Source organism: Stenotrophomonas sp. YJH_SMC_48-3 (assembly GCF_059369375.1).
This window is the reverse complement of record NZ_JCAFSQ010000006.1, coordinates 231,701-252,578: the sequence shown is the minus strand read 5'-3', so window position 1 is coordinate 252,578 and position 20,878 is coordinate 231,701. Positions and strand designations below refer to the sequence as shown.

The 20,878-nt window shown below is 66.6% G+C and carries 23 protein-coding genes; 8 read left to right on the top strand and 15 right to left on the bottom strand.

Translation table 11 applies throughout. The features are described from left to right. Nucleotides 1–308: 308 nt before the first annotated feature. The 5 genes from AC5P65_RS12155 to AC5P65_RS12135 are packed head-to-tail and all read right to left on the bottom strand — an operon-like array spanning nucleotide 309 to nucleotide 3,007. A complete protein-coding gene (locus AC5P65_RS12155) occupies nucleotides 309–1,118 on the bottom strand; it encodes a M15 family metallopeptidase (protein ID WP_111099022.1) in 810 nt (269 codons plus the stop codon). A 9-nt stretch (nucleotides 1,119–1,127) separates the two neighbouring features. After that, on the bottom strand, nucleotides 1,128–1,721 hold the full coding sequence (locus AC5P65_RS12150; protein ID WP_019659311.1) for a PH domain-containing protein: 594 nt from the start codon (nucleotides 1,719–1,721) through the stop codon (nucleotides 1,128–1,130). 3 nt (nucleotides 1,722–1,724) lie between these two features. Next, nucleotides 1,725–1,904 (bottom strand): DUF4177 domain-containing protein, encoded by a 180-nt coding sequence (locus AC5P65_RS12145; protein WP_019659310.1) that lies wholly within the window; start codon nucleotides 1,902–1,904, stop codon nucleotides 1,725–1,727. Then, nucleotides 1,901–2,080: a type II toxin-antitoxin system antitoxin gene (locus AC5P65_RS12140; RefSeq protein WP_019659309.1), complete on the bottom strand. Its 180-nt coding sequence runs from the start codon at nucleotides 2,078–2,080 to the stop codon at nucleotides 1,901–1,903. Before AC5P65_RS12140 ends, AC5P65_RS12145 begins: the two co-directional genes overlap by 4 nt. Before the next feature lie 45 nt (nucleotides 2,081–2,125). Next, nucleotides 2,126–3,007, bottom strand: coding sequence for an SPFH domain-containing protein (locus AC5P65_RS12135; RefSeq protein ID WP_111099021.1), 882 nt, complete (start codon nucleotides 3,005–3,007; stop codon nucleotides 2,126–2,128). A 137-nt stretch (nucleotides 3,008–3,144) separates the two neighbouring features. Between AC5P65_RS12135 and purT the strand changes: the two genes are divergently transcribed. Both purT and AC5P65_RS12125 read left to right on the top strand, forming a co-directional pair. Next, the gene (purT, locus tag AC5P65_RS12130; RefSeq protein ID WP_111099020.1) at nucleotides 3,145–4,332 is read left to right on the top strand and encodes a formate-dependent phosphoribosylglycinamide formyltransferase; all 1,188 of its coding nucleotides are present in this window, start codon (nucleotides 3,145–3,147) and stop codon (nucleotides 4,330–4,332) included. A gap of 377 nt (nucleotides 4,333–4,709) precedes the next feature. Next, complete coding sequence (locus AC5P65_RS12125) at nucleotides 4,710–5,120, top strand: immunity protein YezG family protein (RefSeq protein WP_021203114.1); 411 nt, start codon at nucleotides 4,710–4,712, stop codon at nucleotides 5,118–5,120. A gap of 68 nt (nucleotides 5,121–5,188) precedes the next feature. Here the strand turns inward: AC5P65_RS12125 and AC5P65_RS12120 are convergent, their stop codons facing one another. After that, nucleotides 5,189–6,406 (bottom strand): endonuclease/exonuclease/phosphatase family protein, encoded by a 1,218-nt coding sequence (locus tag AC5P65_RS12120; protein ID WP_031270030.1) that lies wholly within the window; start codon nucleotides 6,404–6,406, stop codon nucleotides 5,189–5,191. A 38-nt stretch (nucleotides 6,407–6,444) separates the two neighbouring features. Further along, nucleotides 6,445–7,200 (bottom strand): arginyltransferase, encoded by a 756-nt coding sequence (locus tag AC5P65_RS12115; RefSeq protein ID WP_005408547.1) that lies wholly within the window; start codon nucleotides 7,198–7,200, stop codon nucleotides 6,445–6,447. Between the two features lie 156 nt (nucleotides 7,201–7,356). On the opposite strand from AC5P65_RS12115, the gene AC5P65_RS12110 reads away from it, so the two are divergent. Then, nucleotides 7,357–7,917 carry an EF-hand domain-containing protein gene (locus AC5P65_RS12110; RefSeq protein WP_021203117.1) on the top strand — a complete coding sequence of 187 codons (561 nt, stop codon included), beginning with the start codon at nucleotides 7,357–7,359 and terminating at the stop codon, nucleotides 7,915–7,917. 51 nt (nucleotides 7,918–7,968) lie between these two features. Here AC5P65_RS12110 and AC5P65_RS12105 read toward each other — a convergent pair whose 3' ends face one another. The 4 genes from AC5P65_RS12105 to AC5P65_RS12090 all read right to left on the bottom strand — a co-directional run bounded on the left by AC5P65_RS12105 (nucleotide 7,969) and on the right by AC5P65_RS12090 (nucleotide 11,755). Then, a complete protein-coding gene (locus AC5P65_RS12105) occupies nucleotides 7,969–9,186 on the bottom strand; it encodes an RNA polymerase sigma factor (protein WP_019659303.1) in 1,218 nt (405 codons plus the stop codon). Between the two features lie 224 nt (nucleotides 9,187–9,410). Continuing rightward, the gene (locus tag AC5P65_RS12100) at nucleotides 9,411–9,920 is read right to left on the bottom strand and encodes a pathogenicity-like protein (RefSeq protein ID WP_111099019.1); all 510 of its coding nucleotides are present in this window, start codon (nucleotides 9,918–9,920) and stop codon (nucleotides 9,411–9,413) included. A gap of 5 nt (nucleotides 9,921–9,925) precedes the next feature. After that, nucleotides 9,926–10,825 (bottom strand): acyl-CoA thioesterase II, encoded by a 900-nt coding sequence (tesB, locus tag AC5P65_RS12095; RefSeq protein ID WP_032953622.1) that lies wholly within the window; start codon nucleotides 10,823–10,825, stop codon nucleotides 9,926–9,928. Between the two features lie 153 nt (nucleotides 10,826–10,978). Beyond that, on the bottom strand, nucleotides 10,979–11,755 hold the full coding sequence (locus AC5P65_RS12090; protein WP_111099018.1) for an enoyl-CoA hydratase/isomerase family protein: 777 nt from the start codon (nucleotides 11,753–11,755) through the stop codon (nucleotides 10,979–10,981). 34 nt (nucleotides 11,756–11,789) lie between these two features. Between AC5P65_RS12090 and AC5P65_RS12085 the strand changes: the two genes are divergently transcribed. Next, nucleotides 11,790–12,236, top strand: coding sequence for a copper chaperone PCu(A)C (locus AC5P65_RS12085; RefSeq protein ID WP_021203119.1), 447 nt, complete (start codon nucleotides 11,790–11,792; stop codon nucleotides 12,234–12,236). A gap of 72 nt (nucleotides 12,237–12,308) precedes the next feature. Here AC5P65_RS12085 and AC5P65_RS12080 read toward each other — a convergent pair whose 3' ends face one another. The 3 genes from AC5P65_RS12080 to uvrA all read right to left on the bottom strand — a co-directional run bounded on the left by AC5P65_RS12080 (nucleotide 12,309) and on the right by uvrA (nucleotide 16,522). Then, nucleotides 12,309–13,034, bottom strand: a complete 726-nt coding sequence (locus AC5P65_RS12080) for a hypothetical protein (RefSeq protein WP_021203120.1) — start codon at nucleotides 13,032–13,034, stop codon at nucleotides 12,309–12,311. A 90-nt stretch (nucleotides 13,035–13,124) separates the two neighbouring features. After that, nucleotides 13,125–13,532, bottom strand: a complete 408-nt coding sequence (locus tag AC5P65_RS12075) for an acyl-CoA thioesterase (RefSeq protein ID WP_019659297.1) — start codon at nucleotides 13,530–13,532, stop codon at nucleotides 13,125–13,127. Next, complete coding sequence (gene uvrA, locus AC5P65_RS12070) at nucleotides 13,532–16,522, bottom strand: excinuclease ABC subunit UvrA (protein WP_019659296.1); 2,991 nt, start codon at nucleotides 16,520–16,522, stop codon at nucleotides 13,532–13,534. Before uvrA ends, AC5P65_RS12075 begins: the two co-directional genes overlap by 1 nt. A gap of 338 nt (nucleotides 16,523–16,860) precedes the next feature. Here uvrA and rplU point away from each other — a divergent pair, with 338 nt between their 5' ends. From rplU to cgtA, 3 genes are all read left to right on the top strand, one after another. Next, nucleotides 16,861–17,169: a 50S ribosomal protein L21 gene (gene rplU / locus AC5P65_RS12065; RefSeq protein WP_005408557.1), complete on the top strand. Its 309-nt coding sequence runs from the start codon at nucleotides 16,861–16,863 to the stop codon at nucleotides 17,167–17,169. A gap of 18 nt (nucleotides 17,170–17,187) precedes the next feature. Beyond that, a complete protein-coding gene (gene rpmA / locus AC5P65_RS12060) occupies nucleotides 17,188–17,451 on the top strand; it encodes a 50S ribosomal protein L27 (RefSeq protein ID WP_005408558.1) in 264 nt (87 codons plus the stop codon). Between the two features lie 177 nt (nucleotides 17,452–17,628). Beyond that, nucleotides 17,629–18,681, top strand: a complete 1,053-nt coding sequence (gene cgtA, locus AC5P65_RS12055; protein ID WP_058979862.1) for an Obg family GTPase CgtA — start codon at nucleotides 17,629–17,631, stop codon at nucleotides 18,679–18,681. A gap of 167 nt (nucleotides 18,682–18,848) precedes the next feature. On the opposite strand, the gene rpsT is transcribed toward cgtA, so the two are convergent. Beyond that, nucleotides 18,849–19,118, bottom strand: coding sequence for a 30S ribosomal protein S20 (gene rpsT, locus AC5P65_RS12050; protein WP_005408560.1), 270 nt, complete (start codon nucleotides 19,116–19,118; stop codon nucleotides 18,849–18,851). 116 nt (nucleotides 19,119–19,234) lie between these two features. On the opposite strand from rpsT, the gene murJ reads away from it, so the two are divergent. Continuing rightward, complete coding sequence (murJ, locus tag AC5P65_RS12045; RefSeq protein ID WP_111099017.1) at nucleotides 19,235–20,839, top strand: murein biosynthesis integral membrane protein MurJ; 1,605 nt, start codon at nucleotides 19,235–19,237, stop codon at nucleotides 20,837–20,839. Nucleotides 20,840–20,878: the final 39 nt, after the last annotated feature.

Sequence of the window (20,878 nt, the reverse complement as noted above, 5' to 3'; positions counted from 1 at the left end):
GCTATTGTTGAGGGGCTGGGGTGGTACCGCACCACGTTGGCTTGCCTACATCGGCGGTCCTCAAAGGCCGCTAGATCCTTTATCGACGTTAAGGTGCGGGATGGGGATCGCTCGGCTCGTCTGTCGGCTGCTATCCGCAGATATCATGTTGACGGTCCCTCCACCCTGGCTCCTACATACCGCGTAGGAGCCGGGAGGAACATACAAGCCATGCTCGGCTTCGAGCGAAGCGACCGGCTTTTGTCTTTGCTGTCTTGTTCCATCCCGCGGCCATGCGCTGACCGCTCCAGGCTTTCGCCACGAGGGGCTCAGCCGTTGGCCGGTCTCCAGCACCAGTGCCAGGGTTCGTAGACGATGCCGTGCGGGTTGTCGCGTGGGTAACTCAGATGGAAGCCATGCCCGCCGGCATGCACCTGCAGCCAGGCGAACGCGTCGGTGGCTTCGAACGATTCTTCGGCCGGCGCATCGCCAGGTGTGCCGATGTCCAGCGCGTAGCCGCTGTGGTGTTCGCTGAAACCCGGGGCGGCATTGACCTTCAGGATCTCTGCCACGCTCAAGCCGCGCGCCAGCTTCCGCTCGAAGATGCCCAACTGGTAGGCATGGCTGCGGAAGCCGGAGATGGCGTCCAGCGCAATTCCATCCTGTGCCGCGTGCAGTCGCATCCGCCGCCAGCCCTGCGCGGCGGCACAGTGCAGCCACAACGGGCGGGCGAAGCGGTCGCGGCCGGCGAAGTGCAGCAGGCAGGGTTCGGGTTCGAGCGGCAGCCCGCTGTCGCCGGCATAGCGCTGTGCATCCAGGCCAAGCTGCTGCAGGCGCTGCTGCAGGCCTGCCAGTGGCAACCACTGATCCTCCAGCACGGCGCCGAACGGACGCGCCGCTGCTGCATCCAGCAGCGCCAATGCGTCCTCCACCCCTGGCTCGCGTGCCAGGCGCGGCACCATGGCATGAACCCCGCGCGCCAGTACCGCCGCGAGGTAGCGGCCATCGCGCTTGCGCCGCAGCACCCAGTGTGCCTGCGACAGCAGGCGTGCATCCAGGTTGCTGCGTGCACGCAGCAGGTGCGCGGGCCACAGCTCGATGGCCTCGGTGTTGATCAGCAGGGGGGCGCGTCGTTGCATCTCAGCAGCTTACTGCCGTGGCGCCGACGCGGCCACTTTGTGCAGCGCATCGAGCAGCGCCTGCGGCCGGTCCACGCTGAGCAGCAGCGTGCTGCCGTCACTGACCGGCAGGGCGAGGACACGCGCACGATCGGTGACCAGAGCGAAGCCCTTGCCGCCCCCGTGCAGGCGGAAGTGGCCGGAATAGAAGCCTGGCACTGAATAGCCATTGGTTTTGACACGGATGCCATAGCGGCGGTCACGCTGCAGGTCGACCACCTCGGCCTGGTCCAGCCGCAGCTGCGCCACCGGGACGCGGCGGCGGTACATCGTCGAGCGCACATCCAGCACGTTGTCGTCCAGTTCCACCCGGCGACGGAAGAATGCTGCGCCCAACCCGATGCCGAGTACCGCGATCACCAGCAGACTCCAGGCGGCACTGCCACCCATCCGGAACCAGGGCGGCGACAGCGCTACTTCGATCCAAGGGGCACTGGCCGGCGCCTTGTACAGCTGTGCGTACACGCACGCCACGAAGGCAGCCAGCAGCGGAAGCACGATCCAGAGCACGCGCAACGGCGAGCTCTCGGCCACTTCAAACGTCTTCGGGTCGCTGCCGCCCATGCGTCAGGCCTCCTTCTTGAACACCAGCATCGCCGGGCGCATCGGCGCCGGGATGATGATGTTGACCAGTTCCCAGCCCAGTTGGCCCTGGCGGCTGAGTTCGGCCTGGATGTCCTCGGCCTTGAGCAGGCCCATCATGGACGTCTTGACCTCGATGGTCTGGTAGCTCCAACGCTTGCTCATTCCTTGTCCTCCGACGATGGCGCGGGTTTCGGCAGGCGTCCCGCCTTGCGCAGGGCGTCGCGCAGCACGTATTCGATCTGCGCGTTGAGGCTGCGCAGTTCGTCATCAGCCCAGCGCTGCGCAGCAGCCAGGACGTCGGCATTGATGCGCAGCGGGTAGGCTTTCTTCTCACTCATGGGGGCTCCTGGCGGGGCGGTGGGGCACCCCGTTGCGAGTGTGGCTCAATACAGCGAGCCGGCATTGACGATCGGCTGGGTGCCGCGGTCCGAGCACAGCACGATGAGCAGGTTGCTGACCATGTGCGCCTTGCGTTCCTCGTCCAGCTGCACCACGCCGTTCTTCTGCAGTTCGGCCAAGGCCATCTCGACCATGCCCACCGCACCAGCAACAATACGTGTGCGCGCGGCGATCACCGCGTTGGCCTGCTGGCGTTGCAGCATCGCCTGGGCGATTTCGGCGGCGTAGGCCAGGTGGCTGATGCGCGCGTCGATCACCTGTACACCGGCATCGGCCAGGCGCTCGGCCAGCTCGTTCTTCAGGTGCTGGGAGATCTCGCTGGCGTGGCTGCGCAGGGCCAGCTGTCCATCCTCGTGCTGGTCGTAGGGATAGCTGGTGGCCATCGCCCGCAGTGCCGATTCGGACTGGATGTGCACGAAGCTCTCGTAGTCGTCCACGTTGTAGACGGCCTCGGAGGCATCGACCACCTGCCAGACAATCACCGCGGCGATCTCGATCGGGCTGCCGTCCAGCTCGTTGACCTTCAGCTTGCCGCTCTCGAAGTTGCGCACGCGCTGGCTGACCCGGCGCTTGGCATAGAAAGGGTTGTTCCAGCGCAGGCCGTTGTCCTTCACCGTGCCCACGTACTTGCCGAACAGGCTCAGCACCGCCGCCTGGTTGGGCTGGATGGTGTACAGGCCGGCCAGCGTGAACACGCCCAGGACTACCAGCAACGCCCCCAGCAGCATCAGCAGCAGGTTGGGCGAGCCGACGCTGGCCTTGGCGGCCACACCCAGTACGAACAGGGCGGCGCCAGCGAGGGCGACGAGCAGGGCGACGGCCAGCGTGCCGAGGCCGTTGAGCGAAGACAGCGACTTCTCTTTCATGGCGGTACGTCCTTGAGGGTTCGAACATAAGATATCAAAGTGATATCACTTACAGGCTACCGTTCGTCGGATGGCATGGCCAGAGGGCGCGGCCAGCTAGAATGCCCTTCCGCCTTCACATTGCTGCTGGAACCGCCATGGCCAAGCTTGGAACTCCGTTGTCCCCCTCCGCCACCCGCGTGCTGCTGCTGGGCTCGGGCGAACTCGGCAAGGAGGTGGCCATCGAGCTGCAGCGGCTGGGCGTGGAGGTGATCGCCGCCGATCGCTACGCCGATGCGCCGGCCATGCAGGTTGCGCACCGCTCGCACGTGATCGACATGCTCGATGCGATGGCGCTGCGCGCTCTGATCGCCGAGGAGCAGCCGCACCTAGTGGTGCCGGAGATCGAGGCCATCCACACCGAGACCCTGGTCCAGCTGGAACAGGAGCAGGGCCTGCGGGTGATCCCGACCGCGCGTGCTGCACGCCTGACCATGGACCGCGAAGGCATTCGCCGCCTCGCCGCCGAAACCCTGGGCCTGCCGACCTCGCCGTACCGCTTCGTCGATACCGAGGCCGAGTACCGTGCTGCCGTGGCCGCCATCGGCCTGCCGTGCGTGGTCAAGCCGGTGATGTCGTCCTCGGGCAAGGGCCAGAGCACCCTGCGCAGCGAGGCGGACATCGCCCCGGCCTGGGACTACGCGCAGACCGGTGGCCGTGCCGGTGCCGGCCGCTGCATTGTCGAAGGTTTCATCGATTTCGATTACGAGATCACCCTGCTGACCGTGCGCCATGCCGGTGGCACCTCGTTCTGCGCGCCGATCGGCCATCTGCAGAAGGACGGGGACTACCGCGAAAGCTGGCAGCCGCAGCCGATGTCGAGCGCGGCGCTGGCGCGTGCCGAAGAGATCTCGCGTGCGATCACCGACGACCTCGGCGGCTGGGGCCTGTTCGGTGTCGAGCTGTTCGTGAAGGGTGATGAGGTGTGGTTCAGCGAAGTGTCGCCGCGCCCGCACGACACCGGCCTGGTGACGCTGGTATCGCAGGAGCTGAGCGAGTTCGCGCTGCATGCGCGCGCCATCCTCGGCCTGCCGATCCCGGTGATCCGCCAGAGCGGCCCGTCGGCGTCGTGCGCGCTGTTGGCACACGGCGAGGGCGTGCCGTACTTCAACAACGTCGCCGCTGCATTGCAGGTGCCTGACACCGCCGTGCGCCTGTTCGGCAAGCCGAGCGTGCACGGTCATCGCCGCGTGGGCGTGACCCTGGCGCGCGCGGAAACCATCGACGAAGCACGCGCCATCGCGCGTGACGCCGCCGACGCCATCGGCGTCGAACTGCGCCCGTAAACCGATAGCGCCGGGCCATGCCCGGCGGCCGCATCCCGGTAGGTACCGACCGTTGGTCGGTACAGATTTCTGTGCGGTAGCGCCAGGCCGCACCCGCCGGCTTGCCATGAACTGTGTGAGTCTTCTGTAGAGCCGAGCCCACGCTCGGCTGCTTTTCCATGTGACGCTTTCAGCCCGACAATGGATTCACATCTTCAGTCATGCGCGACGGCCTGCTGGGGCTATTGAGTGCCAGATGCTGCCGTTAGAGGGTTTGCTGCAAAGACGTAGAGCGCTAGGCCGCAATTGCGAGCTGAAAGCGACATCTGGTTGAGCTTCAAAATCCTGCGTGTTTTATCTTCTGACGGATGAATGCCAAAGACATCTCAGGAGAAGGCTTGGACGAGCGGCTTACATCAGCGCTATCTGCCTTGTATCACCGAATTGGCCAATCACTGATTGATGCCGTGCCTACCGACCAATGCGGGATCTGGCTGAACTTCGAGATCATCAAGAATGTCTGGTCGGGTTGGGCGTTCTACCGCAAGCCGTCAGGCTCATACGGCTATCTAGAAATTCCAGATGATGCGGAAGCAGCGCTTCTGGAGATGCATCAGCTCTTTGCGCAATGGCACCATGCACTCTGGACGAGTTTGACGTTTCATCTGGATCCAGAGAACAAGATGGAAATCGAGCTCGGATATGAGCAGCTTTCCGAGGATGAGTTCATCGATTCCCTGGGCCGGGAGCAGGCTTGGCAGGACCGGTATCTCGGGGCTGACGCTCAGATTGACTGGCAGAGCTACTAAGCTTGGTTGGTTGCAGTAGCCGAGCATGGGCTCGGCTCTACAACATCTTCAGCAATCGGCCATTCCGGTTACTGCTTCACGTCCACCCACACCAGGTGGTGGTCGCTGCCATCGGCGATCTTCGCTTCCGGGCTTTCATTGGCTGGCCAGAAGATGCCGCTGCCTACGTACTCGAAACCGGTCGAGGGCAGCACGTAGTCCAGGCGCATGGTGCCGGACTTCGGGCCGAAGTCGCCGGTGGCGTGGAACGGTGCGCCCTTGCGCTCGATGCCCTTGGCCGCATAGGCCAGGCTGGTCTGCTCGCCGCCGACGCTGCGCGGGGTGGGGTAGCGCAGCACGCGGGCGTTCTCGATCAGCTCGACGATTGCTTCATGGCGGCCATCGCCATCGACCGGGTCGTTGTTGAGGTCGCCAAGGATCACGAAGCGCGCGTCCTGGGCCAGGCCGCCGCACTGGCCCTTGTCGTCGCACAGCCACGACTTGTCGCCCTTGGACAGGTATTCCTGCCACAGGCGCAGTTCGTCGTGGTTGCGCGCGGCGTTGCGCTTTTCCGGGCCGTCGAACACCGGCGGGGTCGGGTGCGAGACCAGCGCGTGGACCACGCCGCCCGGGGTCTTCACCGGCACGTCCCAATGCGACTTCGAGGACAGGCGCAGCTGCGACCACACGTGGTCGTTGTAGAAGCTCTTGCCGGTGCGCGGATCGACCGGACGGATCGCGCCGGGCATCGCGCTCCACTTCAGCAGCTGGAAGCTGCGCACCTTGGCTTCGTCGATCGGGTAGCGCGACAGCACCAGCATGCCGTACTGGCCGGGGTGCAGGCCGTAGCCCCACGCGTCATTGCCACGGCTGCGGCCTTCGCCGCCGACCACGCCGTTGTTGTCCAGGTCCAGGCCGCTGGGCACGCCGGTGTTGACCGGGGCCAGGTAGCGATAGGCGAAATGCAGCGGGTTGCCGCCACCGGGCTGGGCGACTTCCAGATAGCGCTTCTGGAACAGGTCGGCGGCGCGATGGGCGTCGTCGAAATCGAATTCGTTCAGCAGCACCAGATCCGGGCGCACCTGCTGCAGCACCGCGGCGATCTTGCGTGCGTGCTCGCTGTCGCCTTCCAGTTCCTTGATGAGGCCACCGGCGTCATCGGAGTACAGCGACGTGTTGTAGGTCGCCAGGCGCAGCGCAGCGGACGGCTTTTCGGTCATCGCGGGGGACGTGGCGAAGGCGGGGGCGGTGGCGCCGCAGAGCAGGGCCAGGGCGAGGATCAGGGGATGGCGGCGGGTCATGTTCATGGGCCGTATTGTGCACCCGGCCCGGTGTCAGCGGTTTGTCAGCGCCCGTCCAGATCATTGTCGAAATCGTGCCAGCGGCGGCCATCGTAGGCTTCCAACGGATGGAAGCGGCGCTTGTAATCCATCTTCTGGTGCCCGCGGATCCAGTAGCCCAGGTACACGTGGGGCAGCCCCTCGCGGCGCGCCCACTCGATCTGCTGCAGGATCGCGAAGGTACCCAGCCCGCGTGCGGCGTGGTCCGGGTCGAAGAAGGTGTAGACCGCCGACAGGCCATGCTCGGTGACGTCGGTCACTGCCACCCCCAGCAGCTGGCTGGGCTGGCCGTCGTGGCCGGGCAGGCGCATCTCCATGAAGCGGGTGTGCGACCAGCTGCCGATCAGGAACTGCTCGAATTCGTGCGGGCCGTGGTCGTCCATGCCGCCATTGGCGTGGCGGTGGGTGAGGTAGCGGTGATACAGCGCGAACAGGTCGTCGCGGGCGGTGGCGGCGGTGATCCGCACCTCCAGGTCGGCATTGCGGGCGGCGCAGCGGCGCTGGCTGCGGTCCGGAGCGAAGCGCGCCACCGGGATGCGCACCGCCACGCAGGCCTGGCAGTGCGCGCAATGCGGCCGGTAGACCAGGTCGCCGCTGCGGCGGAAGCCCCAGCTCAGTGCCAGCGGATAGAGCGCACCGAGGCGGCGGTCGTTCGGGTCCAGCACCAGGTCGCGTGCCACCCGGTCCGACCAGTACCCGCAGGGGTGCTCGCCGGTCTGGAAAAGTCGCAGTTCGTCGTCTCTGTCGCCATGGATCGCCATGGACACAGCATAGCCCCAGCCCGTCGCAGTGGCGGCGACTGTCCGCCGGATGAACGGAACCGGCAGCGGCGTCAACCGATGTCGCGTCCGAGCGTTGTTGTCCTTCGAGGGTGAAGTGATCACCCCGACGCTGTTCCCATCCCCAGGAGTGACCTCATGATCCGTACCCCCCTGCTGCTGGCCCTGCTGCTGGGCACCTCTGCTTCCGGAATCGCGCTGGCCGCCGACACCCCGGCCACGCCGGCACCGCGCCCGGCCAAGCTGGACACCAACGGTGACGGCGTCATCGACCGCAGCGAGGCGGCCGCCAACCCGCACCTGGCTGCGAAATTCGACGAGCTGGACAAGAACAAGGACGGCAAGCTCTCGCGCGACGAACTGCCGCGCTGGCAGCATGGCCGCCGCGGCCATGGCGGTGAGCGCTGGGCCACGCTGGACGTCAACAAGGACGGCCGCCTCAGCCGCGAGGAAGCCAAGGCCGATCCGCGCCTGGCCGCGCGTTTTGATCAGCTTGATCTGAACAAGGATGGCTACCTGGACAAGGCCGACCGCGAGCTGCGCATGAAGCAGCATCGTGATGCCTGGTTTGCCGCCGCCGACACCAACAAGGACGGCCAGCTGAGCAAGGCCGAGTTCGACGCGGCCAAGGGTCCGATGCACGGCGGCCCGCGCCACGGTGGCCCGCGTGATGGCAGCGCGCCGAAGCCGCAGCGCTGAGTTTCAATGCTGTGATTGACGACAACGCCGGCGCATCGCCGGCGTTGTCCGTTACAGCCGGCCGCTCCGCACCAGCGAATACAGCACAAGCGCGATGACCATCAGGTTCATGGCGATGATGCCGGTGCGGCCGTACATGGCCTCGTACTTCCAGTTGGTTCCGGTGAGCCCGCGCTGCAGCGAGTCACGCGCGATCATCGGCGCCATCAGCCGCTGCAGCGGTACCAGGCACTGGTAGTTGACTACGGCCAGGCCCGCGACCTGCACCAGCAGGACGGCCCAGAGCGGCGCCTGCAGCAGCACTGCCATCAGGATCGTCAGGCACCAGAGCATGCAGGTGCCGATGTTGAGATAGAGGAAACGGCGGACGTCGGCGCGCTCGGCCTCGCTGCGGGTGTACGACATCAGGAAGCGTCCACCGAAGTAGCTGCCGACCGTGCCGCCGACCACGCCACCGATGACCGCTCCCCAGCTTTCAGCCGGCATCATGTGCAGTTGCCCCAGTGCGGCGGTCAGCGAGCCCATCGCGGTACCGCCGGCGGCACTGGCGCCACCGAGGCTGAGCTTGCTGCCACCGATGCCGACACCGGTGCCGAGCAGGATTGCGGCACTGGCGGTGCCGGGCGCGGCCACCAGTACCATCGAAACCACCGCCGTAGCGAACGCGGCACTGGGTGCGCTGCTACGCGCGAACTCACCGAAGCGCTGCAGCAGGCCGTCGCGCACCAGCGCGCGGGCGCGCGACAGGCGCTTGCGCACCGCAGCGTCGCTGAGCCCGAGCAGGTCGGCCACCTGTTGCGAGCGCTGGCCCTCGCGGTAGTACAGCAGCAGCACTTCGCGGCTGTCTGCGGGCAGGGCAGAGATGATCTCCTCGGCGGCGATCTCCTCTTCCACCCGCTGCAGGCGGTCGGCAGCACCCGGGGCGGGGTCGGCGGCCATGCCCATCGCCACCTCGGCCGCCTCGCCAGTCAGCGGGCGCCCGCGCTGGGCGCGCAGCCAGTCGCGGGCCAGGTTGCGGGTGATCTGCCGCAGCCACGGCAGGAAGCTGGTCGAACTGCGCAGCTGGTGCAGCTGCTGCCAGCCCTTGACGAAGGCCTCCTGGGCGATGTCCTCGCTGGCTTGGCGGTCGCGGGTGATGGCCAGCGCGATGGCGGTGACCGTGTTCTGGCAGGCCAGCACGATGCGCCCGTAGGCGTGCTGGCAACCGCTTGCGGCGGCGGGCAGTTCGCGTTCCAGGGTCTGGTCGATCGATGCGGCGAACGTCGTCATGGCGGCAGCTCTCCTGCTGGGATTGTGTCCCATGACGGAGCCGCGCGCGAAGTGTGACCGCAGATGCTGATGCATCGTCGGTCCGCGCATTCCACCTCATCCCCGCGCCGTTGGCGCGCCCCCTTGAACAACAAGGGGGGGCCAATCCTGACGGGTTACGGTGAAGTCGCGGCCCTGCTGACAGGCCGCTGCGCTCGCCGGGCATGGCCCGGCGCTACCGCCTCTCACTTGGAGGGCTGGATGCGGACCCGCACTTCTTCCTCTGCCGGCGCGGCCTGCGGTGCCGGCTGTGCCTGCTGCGGCTGGGCCTGCGGGGCAGGGGCCGGCGCGACCGTTGCCGGGGCACCACGATGGCGCAGGCCGATGACCAACGCCACGCCAGCAATCACCACCAGCAGGGCGATGCGGATGCGCCAGGCCCAGCTGCGGCCGCCGCTGCCCGGTTCCGCCGTGTCGCGGAAGGCGAATTCGGCGGTGGGGTGGTCGCGGCGGGTAGTGTCGAGCAGGCGCGCCTCGCGCAGGATTTCGCGCGCGCGCGGCTGGTCGTCGGCACGCACGATCCATACCGCCGGATAGGCGTTGGCGTTGCCCAGGTCGGTATAGCTGAACTGGCCGCGGCGACGGGTCTTGTAGGAGCGCCCGTTGGTCACCTTGACCTCGATGCCATGCCCGCGCAGGAGCTCGGCCACGCCTTCGACGGTTTCCACGCGCTGGCTGCTGAAGATCTGGCGCATGGGTTTTACTCCTTGGCCGGCACGGCGGCCGCGGCAGCCTGGTCGGGAACCACGCGGATCAGGCCTTCCTGCGCGGTGCTGGCCACCAGCACGCCGTTGCGGGTGAAGAACTGGCCGCGGGCTAGGCCGCGCGAATCCTGCGCGCTGGGGCTGTCCAGCGAATACAGCAGCCAGTCGTCGGCACGGAACGGGCGGTGGAACCAGATCGCGTGGTCGAGCGAGGCCATCTGCACGTGCGGGTGGTAGTAGCTGATGCCGTGCGGGAACGTCGCCGTGCCCAGCAGGTGGAAGTCGGAGGCGTAGGCCAGCAGCGCCTGGTGCAGTTCGGGCGCATCGCCGACCGGTTCGCTCAGGCGCAGCCACACCTGGTGGTAGGGCGGGCGCTTGGGCGGGTTCAGTTCATCGCGCGGGTAGACGTGGCGGAACTCGAACGGGCCGCCACGCGACAGCCAGCGCTGCACCTTGATCGGCAGTCGCTCCAGCACCTCGGCCGGCAGCGGCCGGTTCGGTTCGATGTCTTCCGGCTGCGGCACCTCGGGCATCTTGTGCTGGTGCTCGGCGCCGGTCTCGGCCTGCTGGAAAGAGGCCGCGCAGAAGAAGATCACCTTGCCGTGCTGGATCGCGGTGACCCGTCGCACCGAGAAGCTGCCGCCATCGCGGGTGCGGTCCACGTCGTAGACGATCGGGTGGTCGATGTTGCCAGCGCGCAGGAAATAGGCGTGCAGCGAGTGCACGTGGCGGCCATTGTCGACCGTGGCCTGCGCTGCGGCCAGCGCCTGGCCCAGCACCTGCCCGCCGAACACGTACTTGGTGCCGATGTCGCGGCTCTGCCCGCGGAACAGGTTGTCCTCCAGCCGCTCCAGCGTGAGCAGGTCGATCAGCTCGGAGACGACGGGTTCGGGCATGTCGTTCAAGGGGGCGGCCACAGCAGTGAAAGAGGGCCTGATTATACCGGTCAGGGCGGCGGCCCCATCTTCGGTAGTGCCGGCCGCTGGCCGGCAACCTCATGATCCTCTTGGGGGGGGCTGCGGATGCCGGCCAGCGGCCGGCACTGCCGTTTACTTGCCCAGCCGCGCCACCAGCGCCTGCAGCGCGTTCTGTGCATCCGGGGCGAACCAGGCCTCGACGAAGCGGTCGAGCTGGATCAGGTCCGGGTGCAGCGCCTCGTGCAGGTCGGCGCGGGCGATGGCGCGGGTCAGCAGCATCGGCTGGCGCGGCTGCTTGAGCAGGTTCTGCAGCCAGGCCACGGCACGTGCCACCACCAGGTCACCCTCGGCCAGCTCATCGACCAGCCCGATCTGCAGCGCCTGTTCGGCCGGCACCAGCGAACCGGTGGTGAGCAGCACGCCGGCGCGGTGCACGCCCACCGCACGCCGCAGCAGGCGCTGGATGCCCTCCGGCGCGATCAGGCCGACCTGCACTTCGTTCAGGCCGATGGCGTACGGCCGCGACGGATCGGCGCTGCGCGCCATCACCCGGTAGTCGCAGCACAGCGCCAGCACGCAGCCACCGGCCGGCGCGTGGCCGGTGATCGCGGCCGCCACCGGGATACGGCTCTCGGCCAGCGTGCGCACCGCGCCGAAGAAGGCGTTCCAGGTGTCCAGCAGCCTGTGCTTGTCATCGCCGTGCGAGAGCAGGTGCGGCACGTCCATGCCGCCGGTGAAGATGCGCTCGCTGCCCGACAGCACGATGCCGTGCGCGTCTTCGGCCATGGCCAGCTCGATGGCGTGGATCAACTGTCGGCACAGGTCGGTGTCCAGTGCGTTGACCGGCGGCCGCGCCAGGCGCAGCTCGCGGATGGGGCCGTGGTTGATCACCTCGATGAGCGTCGTCATGCTGCGGTCTCGTTGCGAAGAAGGAACCTGGGCGATGATAACCAAACCATTCGTTGGCGTACTGTGGGTTCTGTGTGCGGCCGCAGCATCGGCTTCAGCGGCCGAACCGGCCTGCGTCACGGTGGAGCAGGGCTGGGCGCGGTTGCCACCGAATCCGGCGATGCCGATGACCGCTGGTTACGGCGTGATCCACAACGGCTGCAGCAAGGCGGTGGCGATCACTGGCGCAGCCAGCAGCAGCTTCGATGATGTGTCACTGCACGAGACCACGATTGTCGATGGCGTCAGCCGGATGCGCGCGATCGAACGCCTGCCGCTGGCGCCGGGCGCGCGTGCCGAGCTCAAGCCCGGCGGCCTGCACCTGATGCTGATGCAGGGCAAGGGCGCGTTGAAGGAAGGCCAGGCGTTGCCGTTGCGGCTGCAGCTGGAAGGCGGCGGCGAAGCGAGTGCGACGTTGACCGTGCGCAAGGCTGCGAAATGAGGCTCGGGTAGTGCCGGCCGCTGGCCGGCAGGACAGGAAATGCCGGCCAGCGGCCGGCACTACCGCAGGGTCTTACGACCAATCGTACGAGAACAGCACCGTGCGGCTCACCGGCTCATACAGCATCACTATCGCGTCGGCGCCGGTGGCGCACCAGTTGTAGCCAGCGACTTCGGCCACGGCGAAGAACTTGTGGCCACCGTGGCGGATGATCGCCAGTTCGGCATCATCTGGAGCATGCCGGTCGTTGGCGGCGTCGGTGAATTCCAGGGTGAAGGCGGCCGGAATATCGGCTGTTTCGATCCAGTTGCCACAGGAAATCCGTCCACCCAGCGTATCCAGGTAATCGCGCTCGCTGGGCTCGTCCTTGCCATAGCGCGAGTAGCAGGCCAGGCGGCCGTGCGTGGCATGGTAGTCACGCGCCTTGGCATAGCTCTCGCGCATCTGCGCGATGTGTTTCCGCGCGTGCTTGTCATCCACCTGATCGCCGATGAAATAGCCCTCGTTGCCGAGGAAGCGCATCTGGTTGCCGGCGGTCAGCTCGAAGGCGATCCAGTTGGTGCTGGTGAAGTCGTTGTGGTGTTCTTCGGTGGTCTCGCCGATGCAGCCGTCGTACGGCTCGATCGGGCACAGCATCGTTGCCACCTGGCCGGCCAGTTCAGGGCGCAGCACACCGAGGTCGATCTTCAGCAGCGGCAGCAGATGCTGGGCGAGCCACGCCTGGTCAGCGGGGAAGACATCGGTAGGGAAGGGGACCATGCCGGGCAGCAGGTCGCGCAGTTCAGTCTGGTGGATCATCTCAGTCCTTTGAATGGGATCGGTAGTGCCGGCCGCTGGCCGGCATGCGCGAAGCATCTGGAGGTTGCCGGCCAGCGGCCGGCACTACCTTCAGGTGGAAGCGCTGCGGATCGCCTCCGGCAGCGGTGCGCTCCTGCCGGTCTGCGTATCCATCCAGACCACCACCACGTTGCCATCCGAGTACAGCTTCGAGTCGTCCTGCTGGTCGACGATGCGGTGGCCGATGGTCACGCTGCTGTTGCCCAGGCGCTCGACGAACAGCTCGACCAGGATGTCGTTGGGCCACACGATCGGCAGGCGGTAGTTGACGTTGGTCGCGGCCACCACCGGTGCGATGCGGTCGGTCATCGACACGCCTTCCACGCCCAGCATCCAGCGCACGCGCGCTTCCTCCAGGTAGGAAATGTACTTGGCGTTGTTGACGTGGCCCATGCTGTCCATGTCACGCCAGCGCACGCTGATCGGGATGCGGGCCAGGATCTTGTGTTCGCTGCTCATCAGGCGTCCTTCTTCTTGCGGGTCGTCGCGGTCTTGCTGGTCTTGCCGGTGCTCCTGGCAGCCACCGCCTTCTTCGCCGGCTTCTCAGGCTTCAGCTTGCGTGGCGGACGGGCGTCGGGCTTGTTGGCCACCGCAGCCGGTTGCTCCGGGCGCGCGCTGGTGGAGGGCAGCATGCGGGCCAGGAACTGGCCGGTGTACGACTGCGGGCAGGCCGCCACATCCTCCGGCGTGCCGGTGACCAGGATGGTGCCACCGCGATGGCCGCCTTCCGGGCCCAGATCCACGATCCAGTCGGCGGTCTTGATCACGTCCAGGTTGTGCTCGATCACCACCACCGTGTTGCCTTCGTCGCGCAGCTTGTGCAGCACGCCCAGCAGCGCTTCGATGTCGTGGAAGTGCAGGCCGGTGGTCGGCTCGTCGAGGATGTACAGGGTGCGGCCGGTATCGCGGCGCGACAGTTCCTTGGACAGCTTCACGCGCTGGGCTTCACCACCGGACAGCGTGGTCGCGCTCTGGCCCAGCTTGATGTAGCTCAGGCCCACGTCCACCAGCGTTTCCAGCTTGCGCGCGATCGACGGCACCGGCTCGAACAGCTTCAGCGCATCCTCGACGGTCATTTCCAGCACGTCGTTGATGTTGAAGCCCTTGTAAAGGATCTCCAGCGTTTCGCGGTTGTAGCGCTTGCCGTGGCAGACATCGCAGGGCACGTACACGTCCGGCAGGAAGTGCATCTCCACCTTGATCAGGCCGTCGCCCTGGCAGGCCTCGCAGCGGCCGCCGCGCACGTTGAAGCTGAAACGGCCCGGCGAATAGCCGCGCGCACGCGCCTCCGGCACCTGTGCGAACAATTCACGCAGCGGCGTGAACAGGCCGGTGTAGGTGGCCGGGTTCGATCGCGGGGTGCGGCCGATCGGCGACTGGTCGATGTCCACCACCTTGTCGAACAGATCCAGGCCATCAATCTCCCTGTACGGCGCAACCGGGTGCGAGGCACCGTTGATCTCGTTGGCAGCCAGCGAGAACAGGGTATCGTTGATCAGGGTCGACTTGCCCGAGCCGGACACGCCCGTCACGCAGGTCAGCAGGCCCGCCGGAATCGCCAGGTCCACGCCCTTGAGGTTGTTGCCGCTGGCACCGCGCAGGTGCAGCGTCATCTTCGGGTTCGGCGTGTGCCGGCGAGCAGGAATCTCGATCGCGCGCTTGCCGGACAGGTACTGGCCGGTCAGCGAGCGCGGGGCCTCCAGAATGTCCTGCAGGGTGCCCTGGCCGACGATCTCGCCGCCATGCACACCCGCGCCCGGGCCGATGTCCAGCACGTAGTCGGCCAGGCGGATCGCGTCCTCGTCATGCTCGACCACGATCACCGTGTTGCCCAGGTCGCGCAGGCGGGTGAGGGTGCCCAACAGGCGTTCATTGTCGCGCTGGTGCAGACCGATCGACGGTTCGTCGAGCACGTACATCACGCCCACCAGGCCGGCGCCGATCTGGCTGGCCAGGCGGATGCGCTGCGCCTCGCCACCGGACAGGGTGTCGGCCTTGCGTTCCAGGGTCAGGTAATCCAGGCCCACATCGACCAGGAAGCCGAGGCGCTCACCGATTTCCTTGACGATCTTCGCGGCGATCTCGCCACGCCAGCCCGGCAGGCTCAGCTCGCTGAAGAACTTCAGCGCCTCGTCGATCGGCAACACCACCAGCTCCGGCAGTGGGCGGTCGGCCACGAACACGTTGCGTGCCGCCTTGTTCAGGCGCGCGCCGTTGCACTCCGGGCACGGGCGTTCGCTGATGTACTTGGACAGCTCCTCGCGTACCGCCGGCGATTCGGTCTCCTTGTAGCGGCGTTCGAGGTTGGGAATGATGCCTTCGAAGCGGTGCTTGCGCTGGGTGCGGCCGCCGGCTTCGGTGAAGTAGGTGAAGGTGATCGTTTCATCGCCGCTGCCGTACAGCACGGCCTGCTGCACCTTGGCTGACAGGGAGTTCCACGCAGCGTCCACGTCGAACCTGTAGTGCTTGGCCAGCGAGGCGATCAGCTGGAAGTAGTAGGCGTTGCGACGGTCCCAGCCGCGCACCGCACCGGCGGCCAGCGACAGCTCCGGATGCACCACCACCCGCGACGGATCGAAGAACTCGGCCATGCCCAGGCCATCGCAGCCGGGGCACGCACCCATCGGTGCATTGAACGAGAACAGGCGCGGTTCCAGCTCCGGCAGCGAGTAGTCGCAGACCGGGCAGGAGTACTTGGAGGAGAACAGCGTGGGCGAAGCATCGGCGCTGTCCAGGCTCTGCACCGAGGCCATGCCATCGCCCAGCTTGAGCGCCGTTTCAAAGCTCTCGGCCAGGCGCTGCTTGATGTCCTCGCGCGGGCGGAAGCGGTCGATCACCGCCTCGATGGTGTGCTTCTGGCGCAGCGCCAGCGGCGGCACCGCATCGATTTCGTGCAGCTCGCCGTCCACGCGCACACGCACGAAGCCCTGCGCGCGCAGCTGGTCGAAGACCTGTGCGTGTTCGCCCTTGCGGTCACGGATGACCGGGGCCAGCAGCATGTAGCGCTGCTCCGGGTCCAGGGTCAGCACCTGGTCGACCATCTGGCTGACCGTCTGCGCCTCCAGTGGGTAGCCGTGGTCCGGGCAGCGCGGGGTGCCCACGCGTGCGTACAGCAGGCGCAGGTAGTCGTAGATCTCGGTGATGGTGCCGACCGTCGAACGCGGGTTGTGCGAGGTCGATTTCTGCTCGATCGAGATGGCCGGGGACAGGCCTTCGATGTGGTCCAGGTCCGGCTTTTCCATCACGCTCAGGAACTGGCGCGCATAGGCCGACAGCGACTCGACGTAGCGGCGCTGGCCTTCTGCATAGATGGTGTCGAACGCCAGCGAGGACTTGCCCGAACCGGACAGGCCGGTGATCACGATCAGCTTGTCGCGGGGCAGGTCGAGGTCGAGGTTCTTCAGGTTGTGCGTCCGCGCGCCGCGGATGCGGATGAAATCCATCGCCATGGGGGATCCGGTTGTGGGGGCGTTGGCTGGGTGCCGGGCCAGCAGGGAACGGCAATCGGTCAGCCTACCGAGGTGACCAGATGGGGGCAATGGGCGACAATGCCACCCCGGCGTCTCACGTTGTGAGACCGGCCGACAGCTTTGTGTAGGGTCGGGCCATGTGCAGCGGCCTGGACCGCGAACCGTTCAGCCGTGCATGGCTCGGCCTGCAGGTCCGGGCCCGTGGGTCGTTCAGGGGTTGACTTGACCCGCGCCCGCTGATCTGCGTACAATCCCGCTCCTGTCCGCCCTCGATGGCGGCAGTTCAGACCACAATAACTACAGAGGAAGGCCTGGTCATGTACGCAGTACTGGTCACCGGCGGTAAGCAATACCGCGTGGCGCAGGGCGAAAAGCTCCGCATTGAAAAGCTCGAAGTCGAAGTCGGCAGCGAGATCAAGTTCGACAACATCCTGATGCTGGGTGACAGCGATGGCGTGAAGCTGGGCGATGCGCTGAAGGGCGCTGCCGTCACCGCCAAGGTCCTGTCCCAGGGTCGTGCTGACAAGGTGCGGATCATCAAGTTCCGTCGCCGCAAGCACCACATGAAGCGTCAGGGTCACCGTCAGTACTACACCGAAATCGAGATCACCGGCATCGCCGGCTAAGTATCAGGAGAAGCAGTCATGGCACATAAAAAGGGCGTAGGCTCCTCGCGCAACGGTCGCGACTCCAACCCGAAGTACCTGGGCGTCAAGATCTTCGGCGGCCAGGCCATCGAAGCCGGCAACATCATCGTGCGTCAGCGCGGCACCCAGTTCCACCCGGGCACCGGCGTTGGCCTGGGCCGTGACCACACCCTGTTCGCCCTCGTGGACGGCAAGGTGGAGTTCTCGGTCAAGGGCGCCAAGAAGCGCCGCACCGTCAGCATCGTCTCGGCCGACGCCTGATCCAGGCATCGCCGGCACCCGTGCCCCGGCATGGGAGTGCTGCATGAAGAGCCCCGCTTCGGCGGGGCTTTTCGTTAGAGTTGAAGCAAGACCGGCTTGGCCGGGTTACCGGCCCGCGGCCGGCATGACATTCAAGGTGGCGGCCAGCAGGCCGCGCCCATCGCAGGCATCGAAACAATGAAACTGGTAGACGAAGCAGAAATCGAAGTGTTCGCCGGCAACGGCGGCAACGGCTGCATTGGCTTCCGTCGCGAGAAGTTCATTCCGCTCGGCGGCCCGGACGGCGGCGACGGCGGTGCGGGCGGCAGCGTTTACATCCGCGCCGACGAAAACCTGAACACCCTGGTCGACTTCCGCCATGAGCGCATCTTCAAGGCGCAGCGTGGCGAGAACGGCATGGGTCGCCAGGCCTACGGCAAGGGCGGCGAAGACCTGACCATCACCGTGCCGGTCGGCACCGTGGTCATCAACGTTGCCACCGATGAAGTCATCGGCGACCTGACCCGGCACGGCGACCGCCTGCTGGTGGCCAAGGGCGGCCGCGGTGGCCTGGGCAACATGCACTTCAAGAGCTCGACCAATCGCTCGCCGCGCCAGGCGCTGCCGGGCGAGCCGGGTGAGGAGCGCACGCTGAAGCTGGAGCTGAAGTTGCTGGCCGACGTCGGCCTGCTGGGCTTCCCCAATGCCGGCAAGAGCACCCTGATCCGTGCCGTTTCGGCTGCAACGCCGAAGGTGGCCGATTACCCGTTCACCACGCTGTACCCGAACCTGGGCGTGGTGAAGGTGGAGAACCACCGCAGCTTCGTGATCGCCGACATTCCGGGCCTGATCGAAGGCGCAGCGGACGGCGCCGGCCTGGGTGCGCAGTTCCTGCGCCACCTGCAGCGCACCCGCCTGCTGCTGCACCTGGTGGACATCTCGCCGATGGAAGGCGGCGTGGAGGGGATTTCGCCGGTGGAGCAGGTGCGTGCGATCGAGCGCGAGCTGGAGAAGCACGATCCGGAGCTGCTGAACAAGCCGCGCTGGCTGGTGCTGAACAAGGCTGACCTGATGTTCGAAGACGAGGCGCAGGCCGCGGCCGAGCAGATCGTCGCCGAGCTGGGCTGGAAGGAGCCGTGGTTCCTGGTCTCCGCGCTGGGTCGCGAAGGTACCTTCCCGATCATGAGCCGGATCATGGCCTTCTTCGATCGCCAGAAGGAAGAAGAGCAGGAAGCCCGCGACGCGCAGTAATGCCGTTGTGGTTCCATGCGAAAAACCCGGCTTCGGCCGGGTTTTTTATTTGGTAGTGCTGGCCGCGCGGCTCCGCGGATCGCCCGGACCGCAGGCAACAAAAAACCCGGCCGGGGCCGGGCTTTTGCCTGCTGCCCAACCCCGGAGGGCAGGGCGGCAACGCCGGATCAGGCGGCCTTGAGGGCCTTGATGCGGTCGTTCAGGCGGCTCTTGTGGCGAGCAGCCTTGTTCTTGTGGATCAGGCCACGCGCGCTGAAGCGATCCAGGATCGGCTGGGCAACGGCGAAGGCGGCTTCGGCGCCGGCGGCATCGTTGGCGTCCAGCGCCTTGATCACTTTCTTGACAGCGGTGCGCAGCATCGAGCGCTGAGCCACGTTGCGCGCGTTGCGCACGACGGTCTGCTTGGCGCGCTTCTTGGCGGACTTGATATTGGCCACGGTGGTGGTTTCCTGAAAAATCGGTGTTATGGGAACAGCAAGCTAGCTAGTATGATGGCGTAAGAAATGCACGTCAAGTCGATTGTCAAGAGGGACGCTGAGTGAGTTCACCCAAGTTGTTGCGGGGCCTGCTGTCGTTCAGCAGCATGACCATGGTCTCGCGCGTTCTCGGACTTGTCCGGGACTTCGTGGTGACCACCACGTTCGGCACCAACGCCATCACTGATGCTTTCTGGGTCGCCTTCAGGGTACCCAATTTCCTGCGGCGTTTGTTCGCCGAGGGCTCGTTTGCCACCGCTTTCGTGCCCGTGTTCACGGAAGTGAAGGAAACCCGCAGCCACGCCGAACTGCGCGAACTGATGGCGCGCACCGCCGGCACCCTGGGCGGGGTGCTGATGCTGGTCACCGCACTGGCCCTGATCTTCGCGCCGCAGCTGGCCTCGGTCTTCTCCAGTGGCGTCGATACCGACCCGGTCAAGCAGGGCCTGCTGGTCGACCTGTTCCGCCTGACCTTCCCGTTCCTGATGTTCGTCTCGCTGACCGCACTGGCCGGCGGTGCGCTGAACAGCTTCCAGCGCTTCGCGATGCCGGCGCTGACCCCGGTCATTCTCAACCTGTGCATGATCGCCGGTGCGCTGTGGCTGGCGCCGCGGCTGGGCGGCACGCCGGAAAAGCAGATCCTGGCGCTGGGCTGGGCGGTGCTGGCGGCCGGCATCCTGCAGTTGCTGTTCCAGCTGCCCTCGCTGAAGGGCATCAACCTGCTGACCCTGCCGCGCTGGGGCTGGAGCCATCCGGGCGTGCGCAAGGTGATGACGCTGATGGTGCCGACCCTGTTCGGTTCCTCTGTGGCGCAGATCAACCTGCTGCTGGACACGGTGATCGCGGCCAAGCTGACCGATGGCTCGCAGTCCTGGCTGTCGCTGGCCGACCGCTTCCTGGAGCTGCCGCTGGGCGTGTTCGGCGTGGCGCTGGGCACGGTGATCCTGCCGGCGCTGGCCCGCCATCACGTCAGTACCGACCGCGAGGGCTTCTCGCGCTCGTTAGACTGGGGCCTGCGCATGACCCTGCTGATCTCGGTGCCGGCCATGCTGGGCCTGCTGCTGCTGGCCGAGCCGCTGATCGCGACCATCTTCCAGCACGGCCAGTTCAGTGCCTTCGATACCCGCATGACCGCGTTGTCGGTGTACGGCCTGAGCTTCGGCCTGCCGGCATTCGCCCTGCTGAAGGTGGTACTGCCGGCTTTCTACGCCCGCCAGGACACCAAGACGCCGGTGCGCGCGGGTGTGGCCGCGCTGGTGGCCAACATGGTGTTCAACTTCGCCCTTCTGGCGGTGTTGTACCAGGTGATGGTGCCGGACGAGCTGAAGGCGCAGGGCGTGATGGCGGCCATCGGCAAGCAGCCGGGCCTGCACCTGGCGCTGGGCATTGCCAGTGCGCTGTCCAGTTACCTGAACCTGGGCCTGCTCTGGTACTGGCTGGGCAAGACCGATGTCTACCGCCGCCGGCCGGGCTGGGCTGGCTATCTGCTGCGGCTGCTGCTGGCCTGCGCGGCCATGGTCGGGGTGCTGCTGGCCCTGCTGCACTGGCTGCCAGGCTTCTCGGCGATGACTGTGTGGGAGCGGATCGGCGCCCTGGCGCTGCTGGTCGGTGGCGGTGGCGCGACCTACGCGGTTGCCATGGTGGCGATGGGCTTCCGCCCGCGCGACCTGCGTGGGCATTGATCGTGCGCCGTGACGGCTATACTTCAGGGTTACACCATT

Coding starts and splice junctions, on each gene's coding strand:
- AC5P65_RS12105 (WP_019659303.1), bottom strand. CDS start 9,186: ATGACGACGTTCGCCGCATCGATCGACCAGACCCTGGAACGCGAACTG.
- AC5P65_RS12080 (WP_021203120.1), bottom strand. CDS start 13,034: ATGATCCACCAGACTGAACTGCGCGACCTGCTGCCCGGCATGGTCCCC.
- uvrA (WP_019659296.1), bottom strand. CDS start 16,522: ATGGCGATGGATTTCATCCGCATCCGCGGCGCGCGGACGCACAACCTG.
- AC5P65_RS12085 (WP_021203119.1), top strand. CDS start 11,790: ATGATAACCAAACCATTCGTTGGCGTACTGTGGGTTCTGTGTGCGGCC.
- AC5P65_RS12150 (WP_019659311.1), bottom strand. CDS start 1,721: ATGGGCGGCAGCGACCCGAAGACGTTTGAAGTGGCCGAGAGCTCGCCG.
- AC5P65_RS12135 (WP_111099021.1), bottom strand. CDS start 3,007: ATGAAAGAGAAGTCGCTGTCTTCGCTCAACGGCCTCGGCACGCTGGCC.
- AC5P65_RS12115 (WP_005408547.1), bottom strand. CDS start 7,200: ATGGCGATCCATGGCGACAGAGACGACGAACTGCGACTTTTCCAGACC.
- AC5P65_RS12140 (WP_019659309.1), bottom strand. CDS start 2,080: ATGAGTGAGAAGAAAGCCTACCCGCTGCGCATCAATGCCGACGTCCTG.
- rplU (WP_005408557.1), top strand. CDS start 16,861: ATGTACGCAGTACTGGTCACCGGCGGTAAGCAATACCGCGTGGCGCAG.
- tesB (WP_032953622.1), bottom strand. CDS start 10,825: ATGCCCGAACCCGTCGTCTCCGAGCTGATCGACCTGCTCACGCTGGAG.
- rpmA (WP_005408558.1), top strand. CDS start 17,188: ATGGCACATAAAAAGGGCGTAGGCTCCTCGCGCAACGGTCGCGACTCC.
- AC5P65_RS12090 (WP_111099018.1), bottom strand. CDS start 11,755: ATGACGACGCTCATCGAGGTGATCAACCACGGCCCCATCCGCGAGCTG.
- AC5P65_RS12100 (WP_111099019.1), bottom strand. CDS start 9,920: ATGCGCCAGATCTTCAGCAGCCAGCGCGTGGAAACCGTCGAAGGCGTG.
- AC5P65_RS12120 (WP_031270030.1), bottom strand. CDS start 6,406: ATGAACATGACCCGCCGCCATCCCCTGATCCTCGCCCTGGCCCTGCTC.
- purT (WP_111099020.1), top strand. CDS start 3,145: ATGGCCAAGCTTGGAACTCCGTTGTCCCCCTCCGCCACCCGCGTGCTG.
- AC5P65_RS12110 (WP_021203117.1), top strand. CDS start 7,357: ATGATCCGTACCCCCCTGCTGCTGGCCCTGCTGCTGGGCACCTCTGCT.
- cgtA (WP_058979862.1), top strand. CDS start 17,629: ATGAAACTGGTAGACGAAGCAGAAATCGAAGTGTTCGCCGGCAACGGC.
- AC5P65_RS12155 (WP_111099022.1), bottom strand. CDS start 1,118: ATGCAACGACGCGCCCCCCTGCTGATCAACACCGAGGCCATCGAGCTG.
- AC5P65_RS12075 (WP_019659297.1), bottom strand. CDS start 13,532: ATGAGCAGCGAACACAAGATCCTGGCCCGCATCCCGATCAGCGTGCGC.
- AC5P65_RS12145 (WP_019659310.1), bottom strand. CDS start 1,904: ATGAGCAAGCGTTGGAGCTACCAGACCATCGAGGTCAAGACGTCCATG.